The following is a 24,387-nucleotide window of genomic DNA, read 5'->3' on the forward strand; positions in this document are numbered from 1 at the left end:
ATGAAGCTTACCCAGAGCAACCCCGCCGCTGCTTGCGGGGCTGCGACATATTCGGACATCGCCTTGCGAAACGGCATGGCCCATGCCGAACAGGAATAGTGAGAGGCCGCGAGCTAAATCCATCGAGGACTGGCAAAATCTCGGTTTGTCCCGATCCGAACCATAGGAACATCGCCATGCGCATGACCACCGACCTGTTCTTTCATGAGCCTTGCGACGACGAAGAAGATGACCTGGCGACGGCCTTTTGCCATGTCGAAAACGGTGACTTGTTCCTGCTGGGGCGTTTCCCGGACGAGGACGAGGTCCACATCACCTTCCGTGACGACACCCTTTACGTCGATTCGAACCTGACGGTGACGCTCACCGCCACGCAACTGACCGTGGAGATTGACCCCACCGACGCTCAGCCATTGGGCGGTGAACACCTCTTTGTGATCGGACACGGTATGTCCGCTGAGGAGTTGGTAGCACTGGACGCCACGTTGAGGATTCTGCTCAAGGACGTCGGCACTTACGTCAGCGAAGTCGGCTGACGCCTGGTCTGGCCGTCCTCGACCGCAGCGACCAGCTTTTCGACCTCGGCAGTAAACGCCTTGCCGCCATCCACGGCCAGGTACCGAATGTGCAGGATGACATCGGTAAGGGTGTCGAACATCGCCTGCTGTTCATCGGACTCGTGATGGGGAAAGCTCAGCGTCCAGCGGGAAATCGCGCCAGTGCCTTCGAACGGCAGGTAACGCTCGTCGCCAAAGTCGAGCATGAACAGACCATCGTCATCGACGCCCGTGGACAGCCCGATCTGCTGATTGGCACGCGGATTGAAGACCAGTTGGTCTTGCCGGGTATCCTCCCCTTGCTCATTCTCCGGCAAATCGCCCGCTTGTTTGTACAGGTGTTTGACGTTATCGATCTGAGGTTCGAGCAGGTAGCTGCTGCTCTGTTGGCTCAAGGTCGCACGAATGTCTTGATACGGTGCCAGCACCACTGGCAGCGAAACGGAGACCCGTGTCAGTTGCCGCAGGTAATGGCCGGGATAGTCTTTGTCGAACGTTGATGACTTGAGCTGAAATTCGATTTCTCCGGTGGTTCGCAAGCTCTCCAGCACGTCCTCCCAAGCAGCGGGTGCCAGACTGGAGGCCGGTGTGGCCTGCGCGAGCAATGCCTTGAGCGAGACGGTTTTACTGATTTCCAGACGCCGCTCATGTCGGCTCAGAAAGGCTGACTCCATCTGCAACAACCCGAGCTTGAGCGTCTCCCCCGCTGTCAGGCCAAAGCGGTTATCGACCCAGGCCGTAGCGGAGATGAAGCGTGTGTCGCGATCACCTACCTCGTACCGCCAACTGGCTTCGGTGCTCAGGCACAACGACAGCACGGCGTCGTAGGCCTGGAAATACAGGGTCGACATCTGGCTCAACAGCCAGCGGTACAAGCCCACCCCAGCTGTGCGGTTCTTGATAAAGGCATACAGCGTTTGCGCGTGCTCCCGCGCCTTGGAGGCCTGCGCCAAATTCGCTTTTGCCGCGGCTAACGCTACCCGTTGTGCATCGATTTGCAGATCGGTAACGGCCAATTCGAGGTCCGCCTGGGCGGCCTGGCGCTGCCATTCTTCCCGGCGACGCAACTGCGAGTCGCTGATCAATGCTTGCTGCGCCTGCTCCGTCAGCGTCGACGCTGCGGCATCCAACCCTTCGGCGGAAGCGAACATGACGCTGCCCAACTGCATCCCCCCCGTGGCACCGCCAAACAGGTTAGGCGCCAGGTTCGCCAGATGCCCGGCCGCGTTAAGGCTGTGAGCCGTGGTCATGCTGATCATTGCCGCCTGACGCTGTGATTGAGCAGACCGCTCCAGGGCGCTGACATCCTCCGTGATCTGCTGATCGTAATAACGCTTACGCGCTTCAATGACCCGACGACTCGCTTGCAAGACCTCGATGCCCTTGCTCGCTTCTTCGATGGCGTAGGTCTTTAGCTGCTCGGCAAAGGTTGCCAGGTCGTCCAGCACATGCCCCTGCTGCAGCTCGTCTTGCTCGGCGCGGTCTTTGGCCTCCATGTAACCCAACACTTGCTGAGCGAACCTGACCAGGGTATCGGTCGCACTCACGGCCCGCGGCAGCATGGCGCGAAAGCGATAGGGCGGGATAATCGCCAACGATCCCAAGCGTCGCGCGCTGACGCTCGAGCCATTCAGTTGCGCGCGCAGCAGGTCCATCGGGTTGGCAGGCGCTTCATACAACGCCAGTTGCAGCGGTTTGCCGTCCAGCGTCAGGTTATGCCTGAGGTTGTGCAAACGCAGGTCAAGCCTGTCCCAGAAGTCCAGAAGCTGGGTGTTGACGGGTAGACGGAACACCTCTTTGTCCAGCAAGCGCAGCCAGGGCCTTGCCGTTCCGGGCAGAGGGATGAGGTCTGCAACGGCCCTCCCCATCGAAGCCTCAAGAGACTCGAACGTCTCCGTTGCCTCCGCCGCGGCATCAGCAAGGGATACGGGGGCCCAGAGACTCATGCTGCGGCCTTTGGACAGCGGCCCCAAGAGCGAAAGTGCTCGCACATACAACAATTTGGCTTCGTTGAGCGTGTCGCGGGTCACTTGGCGATAGAGCATGTCGCCCCAGGCGATCAGATTATTGAGATAGGCCATGAAAATCGCCTTGCGGTAATGCGAAGGCGCGCCCCGGGCAATGGCGTCGGGATTGGTCAAGCCTTCAAGTTCGATCGCCGGGTTGTCCGCCAGTCCCAATGGTCGACACGTCCAGTACGGCAGCCAGTCGGTTTCGGCAGGCGGCGGATACAACGGCGCCACGCGCATCTGGGGATTGAACAGGTACTCGAGCCACCGCTGCGCTCCCGCGTAGTCGAACTCCTGTTGCAGCCGCGTGGCCACCAAGTGCGGAACGTGGAAGAAAATCTCCCAGAAGTAGAGGCCGTTGGCACCCGCCAAGTCGACGTAGACCGGGGCAACTTGCCCGGTCAACAAAGGCTCTTCGGTGTGTTGGGTCTCCCACGACAGCGCGCTTTCCACGGACACGCTGGCACGCCGAGTGAGGGCTTTGGCGAACAGGGTGTTGAGGCGAACAAGCACGTTTCCGACGCCGAGCGCCGGAGTCGTGAGATCCAGGTACTGAGCACCTTCCGTGGTGACCGATACCACGGGTGCCGGGCCGGTGATCGCCTCGCGGGTGACGGTAAAGCCGTTCAGACCGAATTTGGTTCGACCTTGCTGGCCGGCATCCCCACCCCATTGATAAGTCCGGGTGGCTGGTTCACTCGCAGGCCAGGCGTGGGCAGTCAGAGATTGTGCAGCACCGTTAAGCGTCACCGCCTCACTGTACAAAGTAGCGTTTCGGTAGTGGTAAAAATCTGCATCCATGACCAGCGGTACATCCTTATACACCTTGACCCACAGACGGAGGGGTTCTACACCCCCAATCCAGACGACTGAAAACGCCGTTTGGAATGTCGGCGTATCGAATTGATCAGCGTCTTTATCAATTGTTTTTACAGCCATCAGCCGTTCGCCATCCAGCGTATGGCCTAATGAATAAAGGTCTTCATGAGAGAAAGACGCGATCTTTTCCTCTAGGTAATAAATATCAAACGGGACCAATCTTACATTCGCGACTCGCCGAATCGCCTCTACGCGCAAAGTAAGCCCTTCAAGGAGCCCCTTTACAGAGTAGCTCACATCCAGATCGAATCCCTGAGCAGCTCCGACGAACTCAAAGTAGGTGAGTTTGTTTTGCAGAACCGGCTTATTGCAATAGCCTCGCAGCTCCACTTTTCCGGCGCGCCATTGCGCTTGCAGTTCAAGGTGCTGGTTGATGCCGAATTCTTCCGAGCCCATTGTCGTAGGAGGCTCAGCCTTGTCCCACACCACCGACACGATTTTCCAGTGGTTCTTGGTCTTGGGGTCAGGATCCAGCTGATCGACACAGAATCCGGCACGCCGCACATCCACACCTGCGACCAACGCCAACAACGTGGCAACGCCCTCATCAGTGGTGGCCGTCAAAGGATTTAGAAACTCGTCAAATGCCAAGTGGACGCTCAAGTCGGTCTTAAACCCGACCGAACGGAACCCGATCAATAAGCGCGACCGACTACGGTTGCGATGATCCGCGCTGACCGTCAGTCGGTAGCCCTTGGTCAGCGCGTATTGACTGTCAATGTCATTGGCCGACAATTCATCAGGTGCCTTGTCCTTATACAACTCAACGGGAGGACTCCATGTGTCATCCAGTCGCCGCCAGGACACTTTGATCGCGTATTCGAATTCCCCGGACTTCTTTCCTTCGGCATCGACTAACGCCTTACCACTTTGCGCCCACACCACATAGAGCCGACCGTCCATGACCACTGGGCACGCATGTTTCACGTTTGCGCCCATGATGGATTCAACCGTTTTCCATTCGGTCCAGCTCGCCATCTGCCCTTGCTGATCATCTGCATTCTTATAAAGACGGGACGAGCGCCAGTAGTAGCCAAAGGGCTCAATATTTTGTCGACCGAGAAAGTAATAATCGGCATTGATAAACTTCACGTCGTCAACGTAGCACCCCACTACCTGCAAATTACTCACGCTCTCGAACGCTTGCAGGTAATTGCCCAGCGCTTGTTGCACGGAGTCGCGAGACAAACGGGCCTGAGCCAATTCACCCTCGAACGCTTTAAACATCGATGTCTTGTCCAGCCGCAGTGTCGGATCAAGATAATTTTCCGGGTAGTCCTCCAGCATCTGGTAGCCCGCCCACAGGCTGTACTGGGACATGCTCTCCCGCCACGATGCCATCGCATCGCTGTCGAACGAGCCATAGCCGGGCTCCATACCGTTGTAGATGGCATGAATATGCTGCTGAACACTGGCGATGCCCTGCGCCACCCGGCTGGTATCAACGTGTGCGCTGACCTGGTTGTCGATCAGCAGGTATTCGTAGAGATCGTTCTCGTTGAGCACCCGCGTCAATCGCTCACCTTTGGGCACCAATTGCCCCAGGTACCACGCCACCAGCGCATCACGCCGCTGCTGCTCGAGAACACCGATGATCGACTGGTCCATGATGCACTCCCATCTTCCGTTGATGTGCCCTTCTCAAACGGCGGGCAAAGGTTGGCCCTGCTGAGTAAGCGACTGAGGCGTGCGGCGCTGGACGGGAATCAGATCCTTGACCTGCGCAGCGAAAACCGGCCCACCGTCCAGTGCGCGATACCGTAGGTGCAGAATGACATCCTGCAACCCGTCAATCAGCGATTGCTGGTGCGGCTGAGCGTGCCGTGGAAACGTCATGAGCCAGCTCGAGATCGCCCCGGTCCCTTCGAACGGCAGGTAACGCTCGTCCGTCGGTGACGCTCCAATCACACCCGGATCCTGTCGATCAGCCGAGATCGCCACCCGCTGATTGACGCGTTTATTCGCGACCACGAAGCGTGGATCGGAGCCCTCATCTTCACCCGGCAATTCGTCCACCTGCTTGTACTGATATTTGCTACCGCCCAGATCCGGTTTGAGCAGGCAGCTATTGGTCAGTTGATCCAGTGTGACGCGGGCGTTTTCGTACGGTCCGAGACTGCCTGGCAGCGACACCGACACCGTGACCAACTGGCGCAGGTAGTGGCCTGGGTGATCCAGATCGAACAACGAAGGCTTCAGTTGAAACTCGATGGCACCGTTTTTCCGCAGCTCAGCCAGCACCGCCGGCCATCCTGTCTCTGTGCCGCGCGCCGGGTGGTCCTTCAACAGCGTGCGCAGCGAGACGGTTTTGACCAACTCCAGTCGCCTTTCGTGACGCGCGACAAAAGCCGATTCCATTTGCAGCAGACCCAGGCTCAGGCTCTCCCCGGCTGTGAGCCCGCGTCGATTGTCGACCCAGGCGCTGGTCGGAATGAACGCGGTTTGGTAATCGCCCATCTCGTATTGCCAACACGCTTCGGTCGCCAGGCACATCGAAAGCACCGCGTCGTAGGCCTGAAAATACAGCGTGGACATCTGCCCTTGCATCCACAGGTGCAAAGCGCCGTTGGTGGCACGGTTGCGAATCAGAGCGTAGAGCGCCTGTGCCTGTTCGCACGCTTTCAACGAGCGGTCACGCGCGGCCTTGGCGGCCACCGTCGAGACCTGAGCCTGTTCCATTTGCCGCGCAAGCGGCTCGAGCTGCTGTTGCGCCTGCTCTTTCAAGAACGTCCACTCGTCTCTGCGCCGGTTATAGGCATCGGCGCGCAAGCGCGAATCAGCGCTGTCTGAGAGATACATGCCCGTAGCCTCTGCCGCAGACGCCGCCGCCCAAGACGGACCACCCCAATTCCAGCCGCCCGGAACCGGGATCGGGACGAGCCCCGGCAAAAACGTGATGGTGTTGGGTGCCGTGCCCATACCATGACCGCCCGCCCGCATTCCCGCAGCCGAGATGCGCATGGCACTGGCCTGCTCTAACTTTGCCTCGGCGTCACGTTCGGCAACGCTGACGTCGCGAGCGATCCAGTTGTCGTAGGTACCGATCTGCAATTGAAGTTGATCCTGCCTCGCCGTCAGCACCTCCAGACTACGTTCAGCTTGCTCGACGGCCAATCCGGCAAGTTGTGCCGCGAACCCGGCCAGCTCCAGCCAATGGCCTTGTTGCAACGCGTCCTGCTCCGCCCGGTCGGCGCTCGCCATACTCCGCAACACCTGTTCACCAAAACGGGTCAGTGTATCCACCGCCTGCCGCGTACGAGGCAACATGGCGCTGAAACGGTAGGGCGGGATGATCGCCTGCGCGCCCAAACGCCGAAGTGACGCACCACCCCCCGCCAATTGCGCCCGCAGCAGGTCAAGCGGATTGGCAGGCATTTCATACAGCGCCAGCGACAACGGCTGACCGTCAAGAGTGAGGTTATTGCGCAGGTTATACAGCCGCGCATCCAGCGTGTCCCAGAGGTCGAGAAGCCGCGTATTGACGGGCAGCCGGAACCACGGCGCATCCACCAAACGCACCCACGGCGCCTGCGACACACGACGCGGTATGCCCTGTAACAATCCGGTTGAACGGGTGGCCTCAAAGGCGTCAAAGGTTTCAGTCTCATGCCGCGCGGCGTCTTGCAGCGACATCGGTGCCCACTGGCTGATACTTCGCCCCTTGGACAAGGGGCCGAGCAACGAAATGGCGCGCACATACAACAGCTTCGCCTCATTGAGGGCGTCACGGGTCACCTGCCGATAGCGCGAGTCACCCCAGGCGATCAGATTGTCCAGATACAGCGTGAAAATCGCCTTGCGATAATGTGACGGAGCCCCATAGGCGATGGCGTTTGGGTCTCTAGGCGCGGCGATGTCCTGCATCGGATCATCGGCGAAGCCGAGCGGGCGACTGGTCCAGTAGGGCATCCAGTCCACCTGATCAGGCGGGGGATACAACGGCGCGACGCGGACCTGCGGGTTGAACAGATAATTGAGCCAGCGCTCGGCCCCTGCGTACTCGAATGAATGATGCAGCCGCCACGCCACCAGATGCGGCAGGTGAAAGAACAGCTCCCAGAAATAAAGACCATTGGCACCGTTGAAGTCGACCGGCACCCAAGGCTCATCTTTGGTTTCACCTTCGGCGTTCGGAGTGGGCGGCTCCAGCGTGTGCTGAGTTTCCCAGCCCAACACCCCGTCGAGGGAGCGCTCGGCTTTGCGTACCAGCTCGCCAGCGAAGGTGCTGTTCAGCCGAATGAAGCGCAGGTTGGGAAGTGCCAGCCCTTCAAGATCCAGAAAATTCCCGCCCTCATCTGTCACCCGAGTGATCGGTGCCTTCGAGCGCTCTTTACGGGTCACGGTAAACGAGCGGTAGCCCAACCCGTTGGTCGTATCATGCATACCGAACCGGAGGGTGTAAGCGTTAGGGTTCCCTGCATCGGCCGACCAGCCGATCGGCATGACGGGCGTGCGCGCAGCGCCGTTGAGTGTCAGAGAGTAAGGCGATCGGGGCTGGCCTTTCCACAGGCCAAAATTTCCGCGAAACGGAATGCCCTCGTTGCCCGTTTGGTACCACGGCGTGTTGCAAACGCCTACCGCATTGATCGTACAAGCGCCTTCAATAGACGTGATGGGCGTCTCGACCTCCAGATAGCGACTGAGCGCGCCCTCGTGATTATCCCCAACCTCATCCCAGACTACGCTGTCGAGGATCCAGACCTTCGCATTTTGCTCCGTGGTTCCCTCGGCTCCTACCATCACGTGCTGCGCCGCCGCTGCGCCACCGTCCCCCAGTTGTTTCACCAAAGCAGCGAACATCGAAGTGCGTGAGGCCGTCGACAGGTTCACGGGTTGCCAGTGCTTGTCCCTGACATGCAAGAACGCATAGGTGCCCGGCGTAAACAGCTTGCTTTGGATGAACCCCACCGCCAGACACGGTTGCCCGGTGACACGATCATCAAGCGCTGCGATCAACACATAGTCGAGCCGATCAAGGTCCTCGAACGACGGCATGAGGCATTCATGAAGGATCAGTGCATCACTCCAACGTCCTGTGTTTTGCAAGTAGCTGGCGTTCAGCCGATAGAGAAAGCTACCCGATACGGGCGTGTCAGCCGCATCCAGCGCCTGGCGTACCTGCTCCAGCCATACCAGATGCAGACGGCCATCGACCACCGCTGCGCGCACGTGCGTCACGTGCCCGGCCAACTGGATGTCGATAGGTTTCCACTCACTCCAGGCTGAGGGAGGCACCCGAGTGCTGCTGTCGTCCAGGTCGATGGCCACCTTGCGCCAGTAATAACGCGACGTGTCGGTCGCAGAACGCCCGACGAAATAGTAATCAGCCTGCCGGAAGTCCACGCCGTCGATGTAGCAACACACCGTTTGCAGATTGCTGACCTCCTCGAATCGCGCGAGGTAGTTGCTGACGGCGTTCTGCACACTGTCCGCCGTCAAGCGCGATTGGGACAGCTCGCTTTCCAGCGCCTGAAAGGCCTCGGTCTTGCCCTGCCGCAACGAGGGGTCCAAGTAATTTTCCGGGTAATCCACCAGCGCCTGATAACCCGCCCAGACGCTGTACTGGCTCATCGTTTCGTGCCATTCATTCACCTGTTTACGATGCGCGGCAGTATCCGGGATCTGAGCGAAACCGGGCTCCATGCCGCCGTAAATGGCATGGATATGTTGCTGGAGGCTGGCGATGCCTTGAGCGACACGGCTGGTATCGACATCGGCGGATACCTGGTTGTCGATGAGCAGGTATTCGTAGAGGTCGTCGGGGGTGATGATGTTATCCGGCGCGCTGGACTCCGGCGCCGGGATGAGTTGGCCGAGGTAGTAGGCGACGAGGGCGTCGCGAAGCGCTTGATCCATTTGCGCGTCATAGTCCATGTCATTCAATCCTATCGAAGCAATGTATGCCTGCACCCGACCGACGACGGTCTCCACCAACTGATCAACCCGACATGCACAACCTGTTATTGGAAATACGGCAGTAAGACTTAAGGCACGATGTGACCGACCGCCTCGCCCGCGACAAAAACCATAAAGCCATCAAGTAGGACTTTTCGGCTAAATGTAAATTTACCTGCAACATCAACCTCCTCCAGCGGAGACGCATCGCTTCGTGTGCTGTCATCGGAGGAAAATACATGGCCAGCGACGGGCAAAGATAATCGAGTCACCTTTCCTTGAAGCACAACTGGATCGCCATTGCTCACCTCGATTGGACCGAAATCGAGCGGTTCGCCTGAGTAGTGAGATAACAAGGTTGAGTTTGTCCAAAATGCAGAAATTCGCCGACCAGTGATACTCGCATCGACACGAAGCGGGAGATAAATCCAACCCATACGATAGTGTCTTCTCCATTCAAACACTCGCTGATCTGCTGCCAATGCGAGAGTAAAATTCGTAGGGATCGACCACTCTTTCGAGGTCAGGTAGTATCGAACAGGATTGGCACCCGATACTTGCTCAGTGTTCAATTTATAAATCTCGATGGCATTAGACTCCAAATCGTCACCCGAACTGCTCATTCTGAATGGAATACCGGGAACGGGTTTTTTTTGCTCATCGACAATCAGCACATCCAAATAATATTCAACACCTCGGCATAAAAGATCGGGAGCATCAGGATCTCTAATTCTCGCTGGGGTGATAACGACATCAAAGCCCAATGCCAACGATACAATATTGAACGTGGCCAGCGAATTATGATTAGCAATGGATGCCGTCACCACGTGTTCGCCCTCATCGAACGTCAAATCAATGGTTGCTTTCCCCTCTATATCCAGGGAGCTTTCACGTTGAGGTGCGCCGTCAATTGCCCACTGCACATCGCCACAGACGACCGGCTTGTTGTTGGCCGTCAGCCAGACTGAAAACTCGATAGTTTCTGAGGAACCCACAAGGTATTGCGTCGCACTGGCTTCCTGACGAGCAACAACCAAGGGGTAAGCTTCAACTCTGAAGGAGTGTCTCAATTCTGGATGACCCAAAACTAATGGCGTGATTTCATGGGTGCCCGCCTCAAATGAATGACTGAACGTAGCTTTACCATCCTCACCGGAAACAGAATCACCTAATTTCACACCCGCCAGGTACCAATCGACTCTAATACCCGGCACGGGTTGCGCGCCCCCGACAAATTTCAGACTGAATACTTCAGGCGCCGACAGGCCGACAATGTAGTTGCTTGAGCCGCCGGACACTTCACCGATGGCAACGGTGTAACCCGTGACGAGAAAGTCGACCGACACCTGGGACGAGGTCAGCCGAGCGGTGACTTTGTGTTCTCCTACATCTATCGCAACGTCATAATCTGACCGCCCGGCGGCATCAGAGTAATCGACAACCATAGGTCTACCATCGTACAACCAATCTACCTTTACACCCGAAAACATCGTGCCTGCTCCCCCCACCCATACTGAAAATTTAATTGGAGGGGAGATGCCAACCACAGACTGAGTAGCGCTCGCCTGATTACTAATTATCTCTAGAGGTTGAATGATCACCAACTGGCTGCTGCCGTTCAATCTCATTCGTTCAGCCGTTGCGGTGATTGTCACGTCTACGATCTCATCTGTCAGAAAACGAGATGCCGCAATGCCGTTTGCATCGGTCACGCTTGTCGCATCCAGCATGGCCCCCTTGCTGGCACTCCAACTCACCATTTCCCCTGCCCTGGGTTTACCGTTCAACCCGATGAGCACGCACGTCACTTCTGCTGCAACTCCCACGTATACAGGTGGAGCGGTAAACTTGACGGACGCGAAGTAATACAACTCACGTTCTTCATAGTATCGCGAGATCGCCGTGTAGCCGCTCTTCGACACCTTGGCTAAAATCTCCACCGGCGCGACGTCTGGCGCAGTGGAAAACTTGCCCAGTTCGACAGGAAGCTCAACGCTCGCGCTACCATCGCTGCCGGTTTGGGTGGGACTCTCGACTTCAATATTCAATGTCGGAAACTTAATCGTGCAATCTTCGACATTATCGCCCCACCCCCATAGAGCACCTGGCGTGCCTTCTCCCGCCCACTCGGTTTTGGTTTTGAATATCACGTTCTTTACGTCATCACTCGCGAGTATACGGGGTGCTCCCCAGTACGCCAGACGTCCCATTTTGAACGTGAGTTGTTCAGAGGGTTGACCGGAGCCACTATCACAAGACAGGGTAAACTCGCACTGCATGAGGTTATAATCGCCCTCGGACTCGGCAGGCTTACCGTAAATAAGGAAATCATTTCCATCCGCGGTGGACACCATCTCCATACCGACTTGTGGAATATTGATTTTGTTTGCGCTTCCGTGAGTCGAATTTAACGTATAGGTTTTCCCCGCCAAGGCGCTGCCGTCATCCGCGACAGTCTTGACGTTGAGGACATAACGAATATCCCTGCCCAATAAATCAGTATGCCCTACAAGTTGCAGGCCACTTTTCATCGTCATAAGAAAACTATAACTATCACCTTGCTTGACATTGTTCATTTCCTGCCTCTCATTAACTGAACAGAACCGTCATTTCTATAGACGCCTGCGCACGATCATCAAGACGCGCTTTGCATCTAACCGCCAATCGATGGACGGTGTACGAACGTGCGAACCATGGGTAAACATGATCGACTACGGTCAGGTTTTTGTACGCTTGGACCTCAATGCTGATACATTGGTGAGCGGCTGCGTTCCTGGCAACATGACCAAATAACCGTCAAGCGCCACCAGACGCGACGTTGTCGTCACATCGCCATTCGCCAGCGCAGGAAGACTTGTGTCGGGGATTTTGTTATGTAATGGACGTCCATCGAGCTTTACCGGCAACACAACTTTTATGTTCTTAGCCGGGACCGAGAACTCGACAGCGCCTAGCGGATCAATCACTGCACCGTCGTAAGGATCAAGATCAGTGACGACACATATCCATTTCAAATCCAGTACACCGCCCGATCGAAGTGTTGCCGACGAGTATTTGTATATCCATCCCAGTCGATAAGTGGGATGCAGCTCCTCCAGCAAATAGCCGGTTTTGGTCTGCAAGGTAAACGTTCCCCGGTCGCCGGAATTGGAACTGACCTTCAACTTTATACCTTCGACTGCCGATTTGTATTTTTTGCCCAGCCCCGCGATGTACAGCCCCATCAACTGAGGATCAGCATCGACGAAGTCCACTTCGAACGAGACACCCGCCAATGGCGTTCTGCTTTCCCTGTCAACGACCTTGATGACACATTCATACTCGGCAATCCGGGAAATCAAATCAGGCGACAGAGGGTCCAGCAACTCGCCGTCGAAGGTGATCTCAAATTCAACTTGCTTGCGCGCCAAGACATTAAACTTCACGCTTTTGCTGGTTCCGCTCAACGTTGCGGTGACCACATGGTTGCCTTCGGTGAACTTCGCGCTGTAGGTAGCCTTTCCGTCTCGATCTGTCCGACTCGTGACAGCGTCCGCCTTTTTGCGGGCTTTGCCCGCCGCCGCGGTAGTCCAACTGACCAATGCACCGACTGCGGGAGTCTCACCGGCCGCCACCCAAACCGAAAAAACTTCCGGGTCGCTATTGCCCACCAGAAAGTCATCGTGACGGGTGGCCTGCCGGATGATTTCGGCTTGCGGATTAATGGCAGTCAGTTCAGAAGTCTTTGTGGGTTTGGGGGTCAAGGCATTGGCCGTGGCAGTCACTCGAACATGGCCGACTGTGTCGGCCAGAAAGGTGACCGTCGCGATGCCTTGAGCATCTGTTTTACCGCCACTTCCGGTCAAGGTTCCAAAGGGCTTTCCGTCTTCGTCAAGCGCCGTCCAAGTGATCACCTCGTTGGCCCTGGGTGTTCCATTCAGTTCGACCAAAGAACACGTGACCGAGACCTTGATTCCAACGACGGCCACTTCCATGAATTTCACATATTGAAAGTAAGGGTGGCTGATGAATTCGACCGGATTGAACGGCTCGACAGCGCCATTGCGGTACTTGGCCATCACTTCGGATACGCCTGCCGGGCCACTGACCAACTCGGCCCGCGCGACGCCATCATGGTCAGTGTACGTCTGGTAGCGTTGAAACTCGCCCAATGACGCAAACCACTCCACCGGACGATCGATCGCTTTATTAGCGTATTTATCAACCAGGGCGACGGAGCAAAGAACAGGTTCCAGCTTGTTAGAAAGCGCTTCGGTGGGGCCGATTTCCGCCCCTTCGAAGTCAATGGATGCTTCGTCACAATCGATCGTCACCACGGGCGCTTTCAACTGCTCACCCAACCCAAAACTGGCGACTACCGCAGCAACCCCCATGACCGCGCCGCTCTTCAACGTCGTTGAAGTCGCGCCGTTCTCGTCAGTGGTGGTTTGAAGCTGGTCAAGCTCGCCCAACGTCGTACTCCAACCCACAGTCACGTTCTTGAACGGCTCTCCCATCACATCGCGCAGCGTGATCGTGTAAGTCGCCTTGTCCTCTGGACGTTTGGCCACCAAGTAATCCGGTGTCACGGTGATTGCGCTGGAGCGACTTTGACCCGCCTCCTCTTGGGTACTTGAGTTTTTGTCTATGAGAGAACTCAGCGCCTTTTCTGCAGCCTGACGATAGGCTTCCACGGGACTGGTAGGCACCAATCGGGACAACGCCAGCAGTGCATTGGCATCGAGGCCGGTCTGCCGGCTGAGTTGGCTCAATCGCGCCACGGTGTCCAGGTCTTTGAGGGTAAATACAATGCCTTCTGGGTTCAGCGCGTAGGCGACGTCCAGTACCTCACGTACACCCCATTTCAAGAAACTGGCCAGCCTGTTTGAAGCGCTGTCTCTGATCAGTCGTTTGTCACCCTCTGTGGCGCTTCCCCACAGCGTGTTGATGAGCCGCAAGTAATCCAGCAGCGAGTCTTCGCTCTGCTCACTCAGCCGCAGCAGCGCTGAGTACTGGCTACTGAAATAAATCAACTGCATCGACAGCTTGGCGTCACTGAGCCCGAACCATTGCGGTGCCTCAAGTAATTGCGCGATGAACGCAGCGCTGAGCCTCAGGTGCGTCACCAGTGCCGCCTCTTTCACAAGCGCCTCAAGCACTATCAGCACTTCATCACCAATCGCGACCTGCCCGGCGGGATGAGCGCCATAAACCCTTAACACTTCCTTGAGCACCTGGTGACGATTGCCACCGGACCAGAACAGCAGAACTCTGGCCAGATCGGCGGAAACGCCCAAATAACCGCCCAGACCCTCCATCAACAGTGCCTCTTGAGCACCTCGGGCACGCATGATCATATTGGTGATCTTGGGGTGAAGCTCTTCCACGGGCAGCCCCACGCTCGCTAATACCTTACTGACCTCTGCGCTCAACGCACTCTCGAACGTCTCCTCTGTTTCACCCGTCAGATACTTCACCAGCCCTTTGGACGTCGACATCGTGCTGCCATCGTCAATGAAGTTACTGAGCAGCGCGAACCAATCGATTGGCTCGCTGGCATACAGGTTGTCCTGATCATCGGCGGCCTTCGCCACCGACACATGGGGAGTACCCACCTCGGCGAAACTGCTGTCGGTGATCAAAGCGGATGTCAGGCGAGACTGCATGTGCTGCAGTAACTCTTGCTCGGCCTCGGTGGCCACCGGCCGGGTGAGAGATGGCAGGACCATATTGCACAACTGGGCGATCGACCAGCGGTGCTCCCTGAGCCAGGCAACTGCGTTAACGGAAGCATGAATCACACTCAGCGTATCGGTGTTGCCCGAGGCGTAGTAGGAAGCGATCTGCGAAACACCTGCCACTTTGGACACCAAGTGGCTGCCACCTTCATCCAGGAGCTCCAGCAACGCCAACGTCTCTACCGTCCCCAAATCCAGATACCGGGGCAGGCGCACCAGCCGATAAAACGCCGACACCACTTCCCTAGACCACCGCAACGGCTCGCCTGCCAAACTTTGCTCAACCGCCTTCACCACGAAACGGTAGACCTCAAATGTCATCCCCAACGCCGCGCACAAATGGTCGATCTTCTGGCGCTCTGCTTCGGTTTTTGGCAGGGCGGTAAACGGCGCTTCATCCAGGATAAGCGGCATCGAAAACAATGCCTGGTCGTTGAATACCCGGTCGAACTGAGACGCTGTTTTACCGCGTCCGTAAACCGTCAGACCGTACAGCAGCACAGCGAAATCTTCTGCGAGCAGACCGTGCAAGCGGCGTCCGACTTGAAACAACCCCAAGGCTCGCAACGTGTCTTGGGTAATCAACCAGGGGTTATGAGCCTCGGCCTTGACGCGGCGTGTAAGCGTGGCTGCACGCTGTTCGGCCTGCATAGACGCCACCAGCAGCAAATCCACCTCATCGAACCGGATATCCAGCCAACGAGCGAGCCGAATCATGCGGTTCATGCGGTCCAGACGATCAGGTGTAAGGTTGATAATCCGATGCCGAGCGCCAACGCCTTTTTGCGTGTCGCCAGCCTGGGTCTCGATGCTCATTGCGGGTGCCAACCCGGCGTTGATGTAGACCGACCCCGACAGGCTGGCATCGATATCGTCCTCGCCTGGCACGTTGGCCGAACGGCTGGGTGCGTAGGCGCCCACGCTCAGCAATGCGTCCAGATCGTCAGTGCTCAGGCCCGTGCGCAAACAAAACGTCTGAGTGTCCTCAAGGTCCAGGAGACTTGCGACGCCAAAGTTGTCGAGATAAAAGCGAGTGGGCGCCTCGTCGTCTGCCTTTTTGAGGATCAGCCGTTGGCTTCGAGGATCCATCCGCCATGGGTTAACCCCTGGGGAATGAGTGGAGTCCTCTGTCGCTGGGAAGTACGGCGCCTCCAGCAACAATCCTTGCTGAACCGGACCCAACCCGGTGTCCTGAATCAACACCGTGTCCGATAGCAGCGAATGCACACCCGTCTCTTTGAAATACGGATAGGCGGGATCCGCCGCACGAATGGCGTCCCCCAGTGTGCGGTCTTTTCGCCCGAGCGCGTAATTGATCTGGCTCGTATACCGCTCAAACGGCAAGGCATTGGGATACCGCGCTTCCAGCAGCGCATCATCGACTGACTTCTCTTCAAGGCCGATGCCATCAAGGTGAGTACGTATCGATTTTTCCAGAATCTCGTTGACCAGCACGATGGTCGGTTCGACCCGGTTCAGCGCCGTGTGATCGAGCACCAGATCCTTAAGGTCGGGACGGCGCTCATTGAGGGGGATGACCTCGGCCTCGTTGCCCGTGGCTTCCAGTTCTTGAGCATAACGATAGAGATCGGCCAGATAGGCCACCGGCGACGTGGTGGCCTCGATGGCATCGGGCGGGCAGTGGTTGGCCCAGTCCGGGTTGAACATGTCGGTGTAAGTGGGTCCGTCAACCAGCCCCTTGATGCCCGTGGGCGGCGTGTTGGCCTGGCGCACCGATGCCGTCAATCGTTGTTCACGAAATTGACGGGCAATCACGACAGACATGGCTTGGGCACGCGCATGCACATCGCGAGCCTCGCTGATGTGCATCTGTGGGTTTTGTTTCATCAAGCGAGGAATGTCGGCACGGGCCAAGCTCATCACTGAGCTGAATTGATCCGTCAACGAGGAAAGACTGTCCGTTCTCTGCGCGGCCCCGTTAAGCAAGACATCCAGAGCCGAGGGGGTCTTGGCGGATTTTTTCCCAGCTTTCTTCTTCATGGCAGTGACTCATCCTGAGTAGTTGCTTCCTTGAGATGGTCACTGCACAAGCCCATAAACCCAGCTAAGCACGGGTAGAGAATGACGCATACAGAAGTGGACCGGCGGTCAATTCAAACGAGGTCACTCACTTCGGGAAGCGAGCCCTGGGCGAGCCACGCGGCACATCGAACTGAGCCGTTACCTGCCGTTTGATCCTCTTAATCACACGAAGAAAAACCGCGAGCTGTCAGACATCTCTGGTTTTTACGTGCAAACAGCCCCAAACACTGAAAAAACCCCTCAGCCGATTGGTCGCCACCCCTTGGGATGGATTAAAGTAACGCCCCCAGCGTCGGTGCCGTTTTGGCGCTGCTGCCTACCTGCCAGGAACCGTCATCGATGGAACATCGTGAAGCGTTGATCGCGCTGCGAACCTTTCTCTCCACTCAGATTCTGGGGCAGGAGAAGCTGGTCGAGCGCCTTCTGATCGCGCTGCTCGCCGATGGCCATATGTTGGTCGAAGGCGCCCCCGGCTTGGCCAAGACCAAGGCGATCAAAGAGCTGGCCGAGGGCATCGAAGCCCAGTTCCATCGCATTCAGTTCACCCCTGACCTGCTGCCCGCCGACATCACCGGCACCGAAATCTATCGCCCGGAAACCGGCAGTTTCGTCTTCCAGCAAGGGCCGATCTTCCACAACCTGGTGCTGGCCGACGAGATCAACCGAGCCCCTGCCAAGGTGCAATCGGCACTGCTGGAGGCCATGGCCGAGCGGCAGGTCAGCGTCGGGCGCAGCACTTACGACCTTTCGCCGCTTTTTCTGGTGATGGCCACGCAAAACCCCATCGAGCAGGAGGGCACGTATCCCTTGCCCGAGGCGCAGCTTGATCGCTTCCTGATGCACGTCAAGATCGGCTTCCCGGACGCGAACGTCGAACGCAAAATCTTGCAGCAAGCCCGCGGCGAAGCGTTGAATGGCGAGGCCAAGCCCGACCGTCGCGTCAGTCAACAGGCGATCTTTTCGGCGCGCAAGGAAATCCTCGGCCTGTACATGGCCGACGCGGTTGAGGAGTACCTGGTGCAACTGGTCATGGCCACCCGCACTCCGGCGAAATTCGATGCCGAGCTGGCCGAGTGGATCGGTTACGGCGCCAGCCCGCGCGGCTCGATCTCCCTGGACCGCTGCGCCCGGGCTCACGCTTGGCTGGCCGGCCGCGATTTCGTCAGCCCCGAAGACATTCAGGCCATGGTTTTCGACGTCTTGCGCCATCGCATCATTCTGTCGTTCGAAGCAGAAGCGGCGGGCATCGATCAGGATCGCGTGATCCAGCGCATTCTCGATGTCGTGGCCGTCGCCTGACCCCATGCAACCCTACCAGATTTCCCAACCGGGCATCCGCATCAGCCTCGCCGAGCTGATCGAGATGCGTCATCGCGTACGGGAAGTCCAGTTGTTCTCGTCACCCGGCCGGCGCAGCCCACTGATCGGGTTGCATCACTCGAAATTGCGCGGTCGCGGGGTGGATTTCGATCAGGTCCGGGTGTACCAGGCCGGCGACGACGTCCGTACCATCGACTGGCGAGTGACCGCCCGCACCCAGGAGCCCCACACCAAACTGTTTCATGAAGAGCGCGAACGGCCGATTTTCATCATGGTCGAGCAAAGCCGTCGGCTGTTCTTCGGCTCGGGGCTGATGTTCAAGTCGGTGCTGGCGGCCCAGGCGGCGGCCTTGATCGGCTGGGCGGCGCTGGGGCACAACGATCGGGTCGGCGGCCTGGTGTTCGGTGACAACCAGCACTACGAGATCAAACCACGGCGCAGCAAACAGAGCCTGCTGCAATTGCTCAACCGGCTGGTGCGAGCCAACCAATCGCTGCACACCGAGGCGGGTGCAGACCGCGATACCTTTGGCGTGGCGTTGCGCCGGGCCCGCGAAGTGCTGCGGCCGGGCAGCCTGGTGTTCATCCTGTGCGACGAGCGCACGCTGTCCGATTCCGCGGAGCAGCAACTGGCCCTGCTCTCGCGTCATTGCGACCTGTTGCTGTTGCCGGTGTCCGACCCGTTGGATCACGCGCTCCCCGCTGCCGGGCTGCTGCGATTCAACGACCGCGGGGCGCGGCTGGAACTCGATACGCTGAATTCCGACCTGCGCCAGACCTACCGCGCCAAGGGCGAAGCGCGTCAGGCACGCTGGGAGTTGCTCGCGCAGAAGCTGCGGGTGCTGATGATCCCTTTGAGCACCCAACAGGAAATGGTCGATCAATTGCGCGACTACCTGAATGCGAACCAGCCGGTGAAGCGCACATGAGCGTCCTGGACCAACTGCAGCCATTGATCCTGCCACCGCCGGTGAGTGCCTGGCCGCCTGCACCGGGCTGGTGGATAGTGACGGGCCTACTCCCATTGCTGGCTTACGGCCTGTGGCGTGCCCGCGTCTGGTTGCCGAAAAAAGCGGTCAAGGAAGTGGCCGAACAGCCGCTGGATCCCCGGCGCCAGGCCGCGCTTCAGGAATTGGCGCAAATGCCCAAGCCCTATGATGGCGCACCGGCGGGCGCCTGGCTGCAACAGATCAATGGCCTGCTCAAGCGCTTATGCCGCCACGATTATCCCCACGCCCAGAGCCATACCCTCAACGGGCGCAAATGGTTGGCGTTTCTCGACAACCGCTGTCCGGCCGCCGGGCTCACACGCTGGATGGTGCTCGTCGAAGGCGCCTACAAACCCGAATGCAAGCTCGACGACAAGGCCATCACTGGCCTGACCCAGTCGGTCGAGACATGGATTCGCAAACATGTTTGAGTTCGCCTGGCCGTGGATCTTCGTCGTGTTGCCGCTGCCATGGCTGCTGCGCTTCGTGCTGCCGGTGGCCGACAGCGGCGAAGCCGCACTGAAGGTCAGTTTTCTCGACGAACTCGAAGGGCTGGCCGGACGCCGCGCCCGCGCCCATCTGCCCGGCTGGCGTCGGCAGTTGCCCTTCATCATTCTGTGGCTGTTGTTGCTGGTGGCGGCGGCCCGCCCGCAATGGCTGGGCGATCCCCTCCCGGTGGCGGCCAGTGGACGAGACCTGCTGGTGGCAGTGGACGTTTCGGGCTCCATGGATTACCCGGACATGGTCTGGCAAAACGATGAGGTCAGCCGCCTGACGCTGGTCAAGCAACTGCTGGGGGATTTCCTCGAGCATCGCCAGGGCGACCGCGTCGGCCTGATCCTCTTCGGCAGCCAGGCCTACCTGCAAGCACCGCTGACCTTCGACCGCAAGACTGTCCGAGTCTGGCTCGACGAAGCCCGCATCGGCATCGCAGGTAAGAACACCGCCATTGGCGACGCCATCGGCTTGGCCCTCAAGCGTCTGCGCTCGCGCCCGGCGCAGAGCCGTGTGCTGATTCTGGTCACCGACGGTGCCAACAACGCCGGGCAGATCGACCCGGCCACCGCCGCACGGTTGGCAGCCGGGGAAGGCGTGAAGATCTACCCCATCGGCATCGGTGCCGATCCGGACAAGGGGGCGACCAGTATTCTGGGCTTGAACACCAGCCTGGACCTGGACGAACCGGCCCTGCAGGAAATCGCCGCCATCACGGGCGGCCGGTATTTCCGCGCCCGCGATGGCGCACAACTCGCTCAGATCGGCAAAGCGCTGGACGCCCTCGAGCCGGTAACTCAACAACCGACCCAGGCTCGCCCCGCGCAGGCCTTGTATCACTGGCCTCTCGCCCTCGCGCTGGCGCTGAGCGTTCTGCTGGTCATCCATGAACGCTGGCCGCACAACCCACTGTATCGTTTTCTTGCGCGTCGGCCGGTGTTGCATCAAGTGCCTCAGTGGCGTCAGCGCTTCCAGCGCCTGCGGAGGCGTCGATGATCGCTTCGTTGATCGCGTGCTGGCCGCATTGGCTACGCCCCGGCTGGTTGCTGCTTGCGCCGTTGCTGGGCTGGCTGGTGTGGCGGCTTTGGCATCGGCAGAAGCGGATCGGCCGCTGGCAAATGATCCTGCCGAGCGCTTTCCATTCGGTGCTGCTCAGTGGCGGTAACGGGCGCGAAAGCAAATTGCCGTGGATCGCCCTGGCACTGGGCTGGCTGCTGGCGTTGCTTGCGCTGCTCGGCCCCAGTTGGCAGCGCGTCGAGCAAACCAGCCAGCGGCCTGTCGATCCGTTGGTGGTGCTGCTGGAGCTCACGCCTGAAATGCTCGCGGCCGACAGCCCGCCCTCGCGTCTGGAGCAGGCACGGCGCAAGTTGCTGGATCTGTTGCAACTGCGCAGCGATTCGCAAACGGCGATCATCGTCTACGCCGGCAGCGCCCATACCCTCGTGCCCCTGTCGGACGATCTGGGAACCAGCCAGAATCTGCTGGACGCGATCCGCCCGTCGATCATGCCCGAAGCGGGTCAGCGTGCCGATCTGGCCGTGAGTAAAGCCCTTGCGCTGCTCAAACAGGGTGATCTGGGTCTTGGCCGTGTGCTGTGGATCGGCTCTTCGTTGTCCGAGAGCGAGCGGCAAGGCATCCGTGAGGCGATGACTGGCCACGCGCCGCAATTGTTGATGCTGGGGGTCGGTACCGCCGAAGGCGCGCCGGTCACTCAGGAAAAGGGGGGCTTTCTGAAGGACGCTCAGGGTGCAATCATGGTGCCGCGTCTGGACAGCGCCAGCCTGAAGGACTTCGCCGACGGGCTGGGTGGCCATTACACGACGCTGCGCCTGGACGACCAGGACCTGCGGGAACTGGGGTTGCTCGACGGCCCGAAAGACATGCGCGGCGAGGGGCAGACCCTGCAACTCGACAGTTGGGCCGATCAAGGCTATTGGCTGTTGCTGCCCCTGTTGCTGCTGGCAGCCTGTGCCGGTCGTCGCGGCTGGCTGCTCTGCCTGCCGCTGCTGATGCTGATGCCGCCGCCCAGCCAGGCCGCCGATTTACAGAACGACTTTCTGCAGAACCTGTGGCGGCGCCCCGACCAACAGGGGCAACGTTTGCTGCAGCGCCACCGCCCGGCCGAAGCTGCGCAACGCTTCGAAGACACGCAGTGGCAAGGCGTTGCGCTGTACGAAGCGGGGGATTACGCCGCTGCCGCTCAGCGCTTCGCCCAGGGCAACAGCGCCGCCGACCATTACAATCGCGGCAACGCGCTGGCCAAGGGTGGCGAGTTGGACGCGGCCATCGAGGCGTATGAACAGGCGCTCGACCGTCAGCCAGACTTTCCCGCTGCCGCTGCGAACAAGGCGCTGGTCGAAGCGATGAAACAGCAGAACGAGCAGGCCGCTGCCGAAGACGCCAGTGAGGGCAAGAACCAAACTGCCGAGAATGCTGACTCGCCGAACCCGGACAGTTCCGGGCAGACCTCGTCGAGTCAGTCGGCACCGGCGCAAAACGACGAAGATGACAATGCCAACGGCTCGCAAGCCTTGTCTGCAGCCAGCGGCAGCAACGATGCGCTTGACGCCTCACCGGAGGCTGATGAGCCGACCCGTGCTCCAACCCGCCCTGCCGATACCCACCTCAGCGGCGAGCAACGTCAGGCACTGGAACAATGGCTGCGGCAGATTCCCGATGAACCCGGTGAGTTGCTGCGGCGCAAATTCTGGTATGAACAACAGCAGCATCAGGACAAGACCCGATGAACCGTGTGCACTCTGTGATGATCGCCGGGCTGTGGTGCCTGTTCGCCGTCGTGGCGCAAGCCGACACGCCCGCCGACGCGCTGCAGGCCAGTGTCGATCGCACTCGGGTCAATACCGGTGAAACCGTCGAACTGACGCTCGAATCCGACGATGCCACCCTGTTCGGCAAGCCAGACATGAGCGCGCTTGAGGCTGATTTCGAGGTGCGCGACACACGCCAGCTCAACAGCCTCACGACGCTTGAAGGCAATGTCCACGCCACCACCCGCTGGTTGATCACCCTGATGCCTCGTCACAGCGGCTCCATCGAAATTCCACCGCTCAAGCTGGGTCAATTGACGAGCCAGCCGATTACCCTGCAAGTGGTCGAAGCGTCCGGGCAGGCTCAGGAACAGCAACTTGCGCCGGTGTTCATGGAAGCGAGCCTGGACCAGGACACCGTGTACGTGCAGGCGCAAGCCGTACTGACCGTGCGCATCTACCATTCGGTGTCGCTGTTCGACGACAGTAACCTGACCCCGCTGCAGTTGCCCGACGTGCGCATCGAGAAGCTCGGCGACACGCGCACCTATGAAAAGCAGATCAATGGCATTCGCCATGGCGTGATCGAAATGCGCTACGCGCTGTACCCGCAGCAGAGCGGCGAATTGACCATCCCGTCGCAGGCATTCAGTGCGACCATGGTCCAGGACATCCCCGAACAGGGCGAGGCCACCCGCCAGCCTGCCATGGCCACCAGCCCCAAGCCGGGCAAGTTGATTCGGGTGACGTCCGACCCGCTGTCGTTGAAGGTCAAGCCGCAACCGGTGCATTACCCGGCCAATACACCCTGGTTGCCAGCACGCAGCATCAGCCTGAGCGAAAACTGGAATCCCGACCCGGCCCACACCCAGATCGGCGACTCCCTGACGCGCACCTTGGTGATGACGGCCGAGGGGCTGTCCAGCGCGCAGTTGCCGCCGCTGCCCGCTACGGATGTCAGCGCGTTGCGCCGCTATCCCGACCAGCCGCAACTGAGCAATCAGGTGAACGAGCGGGGCCTGGTCGGGAGCCGCGAGGAACGTGAAGCGCTGGTGCCCAATCGTCCTGGCGCAATCGACATTCCGGCGGTCGACGTGGTCTGGTGGAACACGCTGGAAGACCATCTGGAGCACAGTGCCCTGCCCGCTCATACACTGCAGGTGAGCACCAACCCCGCGCTGGCGGTGGACATGCCGGTCAGCGATAACCTCGGCGTCACGGTCATCGGCCCACCCGTGTGGCCATGGCAATTGAGTACTGTGCTGCTGGCCTTCACCACGTTGCTGGGGTTCGGGCTGTGGTGGCGAGCGCGCTGGCAACCGGCCCTGACCCGCGCCGCCCAGGCCGGACCGAGCCCACGGACGGTGCTGGACGACCTCAAGCGCGCTTGCCTGGCCAACGATCCCCAGGCCACCCGCCAAGCCCTCGATGCCTGGGCCCGCCAGCAACCGGAAACCCTGGCCGACATGGCCGCTCGTTTCGTACCGCTGTCCGATGCGCTGGACGGGCTGAACGGCGCGCTCTATAGCGAAACCGGCAAGCTGTGGCTGGGCGAAGAATTGTGGAAAGCGGTCAGGGCATTGCCCGCCGTGGAAAAACCCGTGGATGGCAACGCCGTGGACAGCCTTCCGCCGTTGTATCCGAAGTGAATGAGCGACTCGTCGCAGAACGGCAGCCCGCCGGTGCGGTCGCGCGCCCCCAAAGAACCAAGGTAAA

General features: G+C 59.2%; 11 protein-coding genes. 7 read left to right on the top strand and 4 right to left on the bottom strand.

What is annotated here, in order from left to right:
- Window positions 1-176 precede the first annotated feature (176 nt).
- Window positions 177-536, top strand: coding sequence for a hypothetical protein (locus tag DBP26_RS12530; protein ID WP_108238202.1), 360 nt, complete (start codon window positions 177-179; stop codon window positions 534-536).
- Here DBP26_RS12530 and DBP26_RS12535 read toward each other — a convergent pair.
- The 4 genes from DBP26_RS12535 to DBP26_RS12550 all read right to left on the bottom strand — a co-directional run bounded on the left by DBP26_RS12535 (window position 515) and on the right by DBP26_RS12550 (window position 17,058).
- Window positions 515-5,053 carry a neuraminidase-like domain-containing protein gene (locus DBP26_RS12535; protein ID WP_108238201.1) on the bottom strand — a complete coding sequence of 1,513 codons (4,539 nt, stop codon included), beginning with the start codon at window positions 5,051-5,053 and terminating at the stop codon, window positions 515-517. The genes DBP26_RS12530 and DBP26_RS12535 overlap by 22 nt on opposite strands.
- Before the next feature lie 33 nt (window positions 5,054-5,086).
- A complete protein-coding gene (locus tag DBP26_RS12540; RefSeq protein ID WP_108238200.1) occupies window positions 5,087-9,319 on the bottom strand; it encodes a neuraminidase-like domain-containing protein in 4,233 nt (1,410 codons plus the stop codon).
- Window positions 9,320-9,429: 110 nt separating this feature from the next.
- Window positions 9,430-11,916 carry an Ig-like domain-containing protein gene (locus tag DBP26_RS12545; protein WP_108238199.1) on the bottom strand — a complete coding sequence of 829 codons (2,487 nt, stop codon included), beginning with the start codon at window positions 11,914-11,916 and terminating at the stop codon, window positions 9,430-9,432.
- A 141-nt stretch (window positions 11,917-12,057) separates the two neighbouring features.
- Entirely contained in the window at window positions 12,058-17,058 is a 5,001-nt protein-coding gene (locus tag DBP26_RS12550) for a Tc toxin subunit A (protein WP_108238198.1), read from the bottom strand.
- A gap of 381 nt (window positions 17,059-17,439) precedes the next feature.
- Between DBP26_RS12550 and DBP26_RS12555 the strand changes: the two genes are divergently transcribed.
- Genes DBP26_RS12555 through DBP26_RS12580 form a run of 6 tightly spaced genes read left to right on the top strand, consistent with a single transcriptional unit; the run spans window position 17,440 to window position 24,320 of the window.
- The gene (locus tag DBP26_RS12555; protein WP_108238197.1) at window positions 17,440-18,399 is read left to right on the top strand and encodes a MoxR family ATPase; all 960 of its coding nucleotides are present in this window, start codon (window positions 17,440-17,442) and stop codon (window positions 18,397-18,399) included.
- Window positions 18,400-18,403: 4 nt separating this feature from the next.
- Window positions 18,404-19,348, top strand: coding sequence for a DUF58 domain-containing protein (locus tag DBP26_RS12560; RefSeq protein ID WP_108238303.1), 945 nt, complete (start codon window positions 18,404-18,406; stop codon window positions 19,346-19,348).
- Window positions 19,345-19,839, top strand: a complete 495-nt coding sequence (locus DBP26_RS12565; protein ID WP_108238196.1) for a DUF4381 domain-containing protein — start codon at window positions 19,345-19,347, stop codon at window positions 19,837-19,839. Before DBP26_RS12560 ends, DBP26_RS12565 begins: the two co-directional genes overlap by 4 nt.
- Complete coding sequence (locus tag DBP26_RS12570) at window positions 19,832-20,899, top strand: VWA domain-containing protein (RefSeq protein WP_108238195.1); 1,068 nt, start codon at window positions 19,832-19,834, stop codon at window positions 20,897-20,899. Before DBP26_RS12565 ends, DBP26_RS12570 begins: the two co-directional genes overlap by 8 nt.
- Window positions 20,900-20,907: 8 nt before the next feature.
- Complete coding sequence (locus tag DBP26_RS12575; protein WP_108238302.1) at window positions 20,908-22,650, top strand: VWA domain-containing protein; 1,743 nt, start codon at window positions 20,908-20,910, stop codon at window positions 22,648-22,650.
- A complete protein-coding gene (locus tag DBP26_RS12580) occupies window positions 22,647-24,320 on the top strand; it encodes a BatD family protein (RefSeq protein ID WP_108238194.1) in 1,674 nt (557 codons plus the stop codon). The genes DBP26_RS12575 and DBP26_RS12580 overlap by 4 nt, the downstream gene beginning before the upstream one ends.
- The last annotated feature ends 67 nt before the right edge of the window (window positions 24,321-24,387 follow it).

It is taken from the genome of Pseudomonas sp. RIT409, assembly GCF_003052515.2.
Lineage (GTDB): Bacteria > Pseudomonadota > Gammaproteobacteria > Pseudomonadales > Pseudomonadaceae > Aquipseudomonas.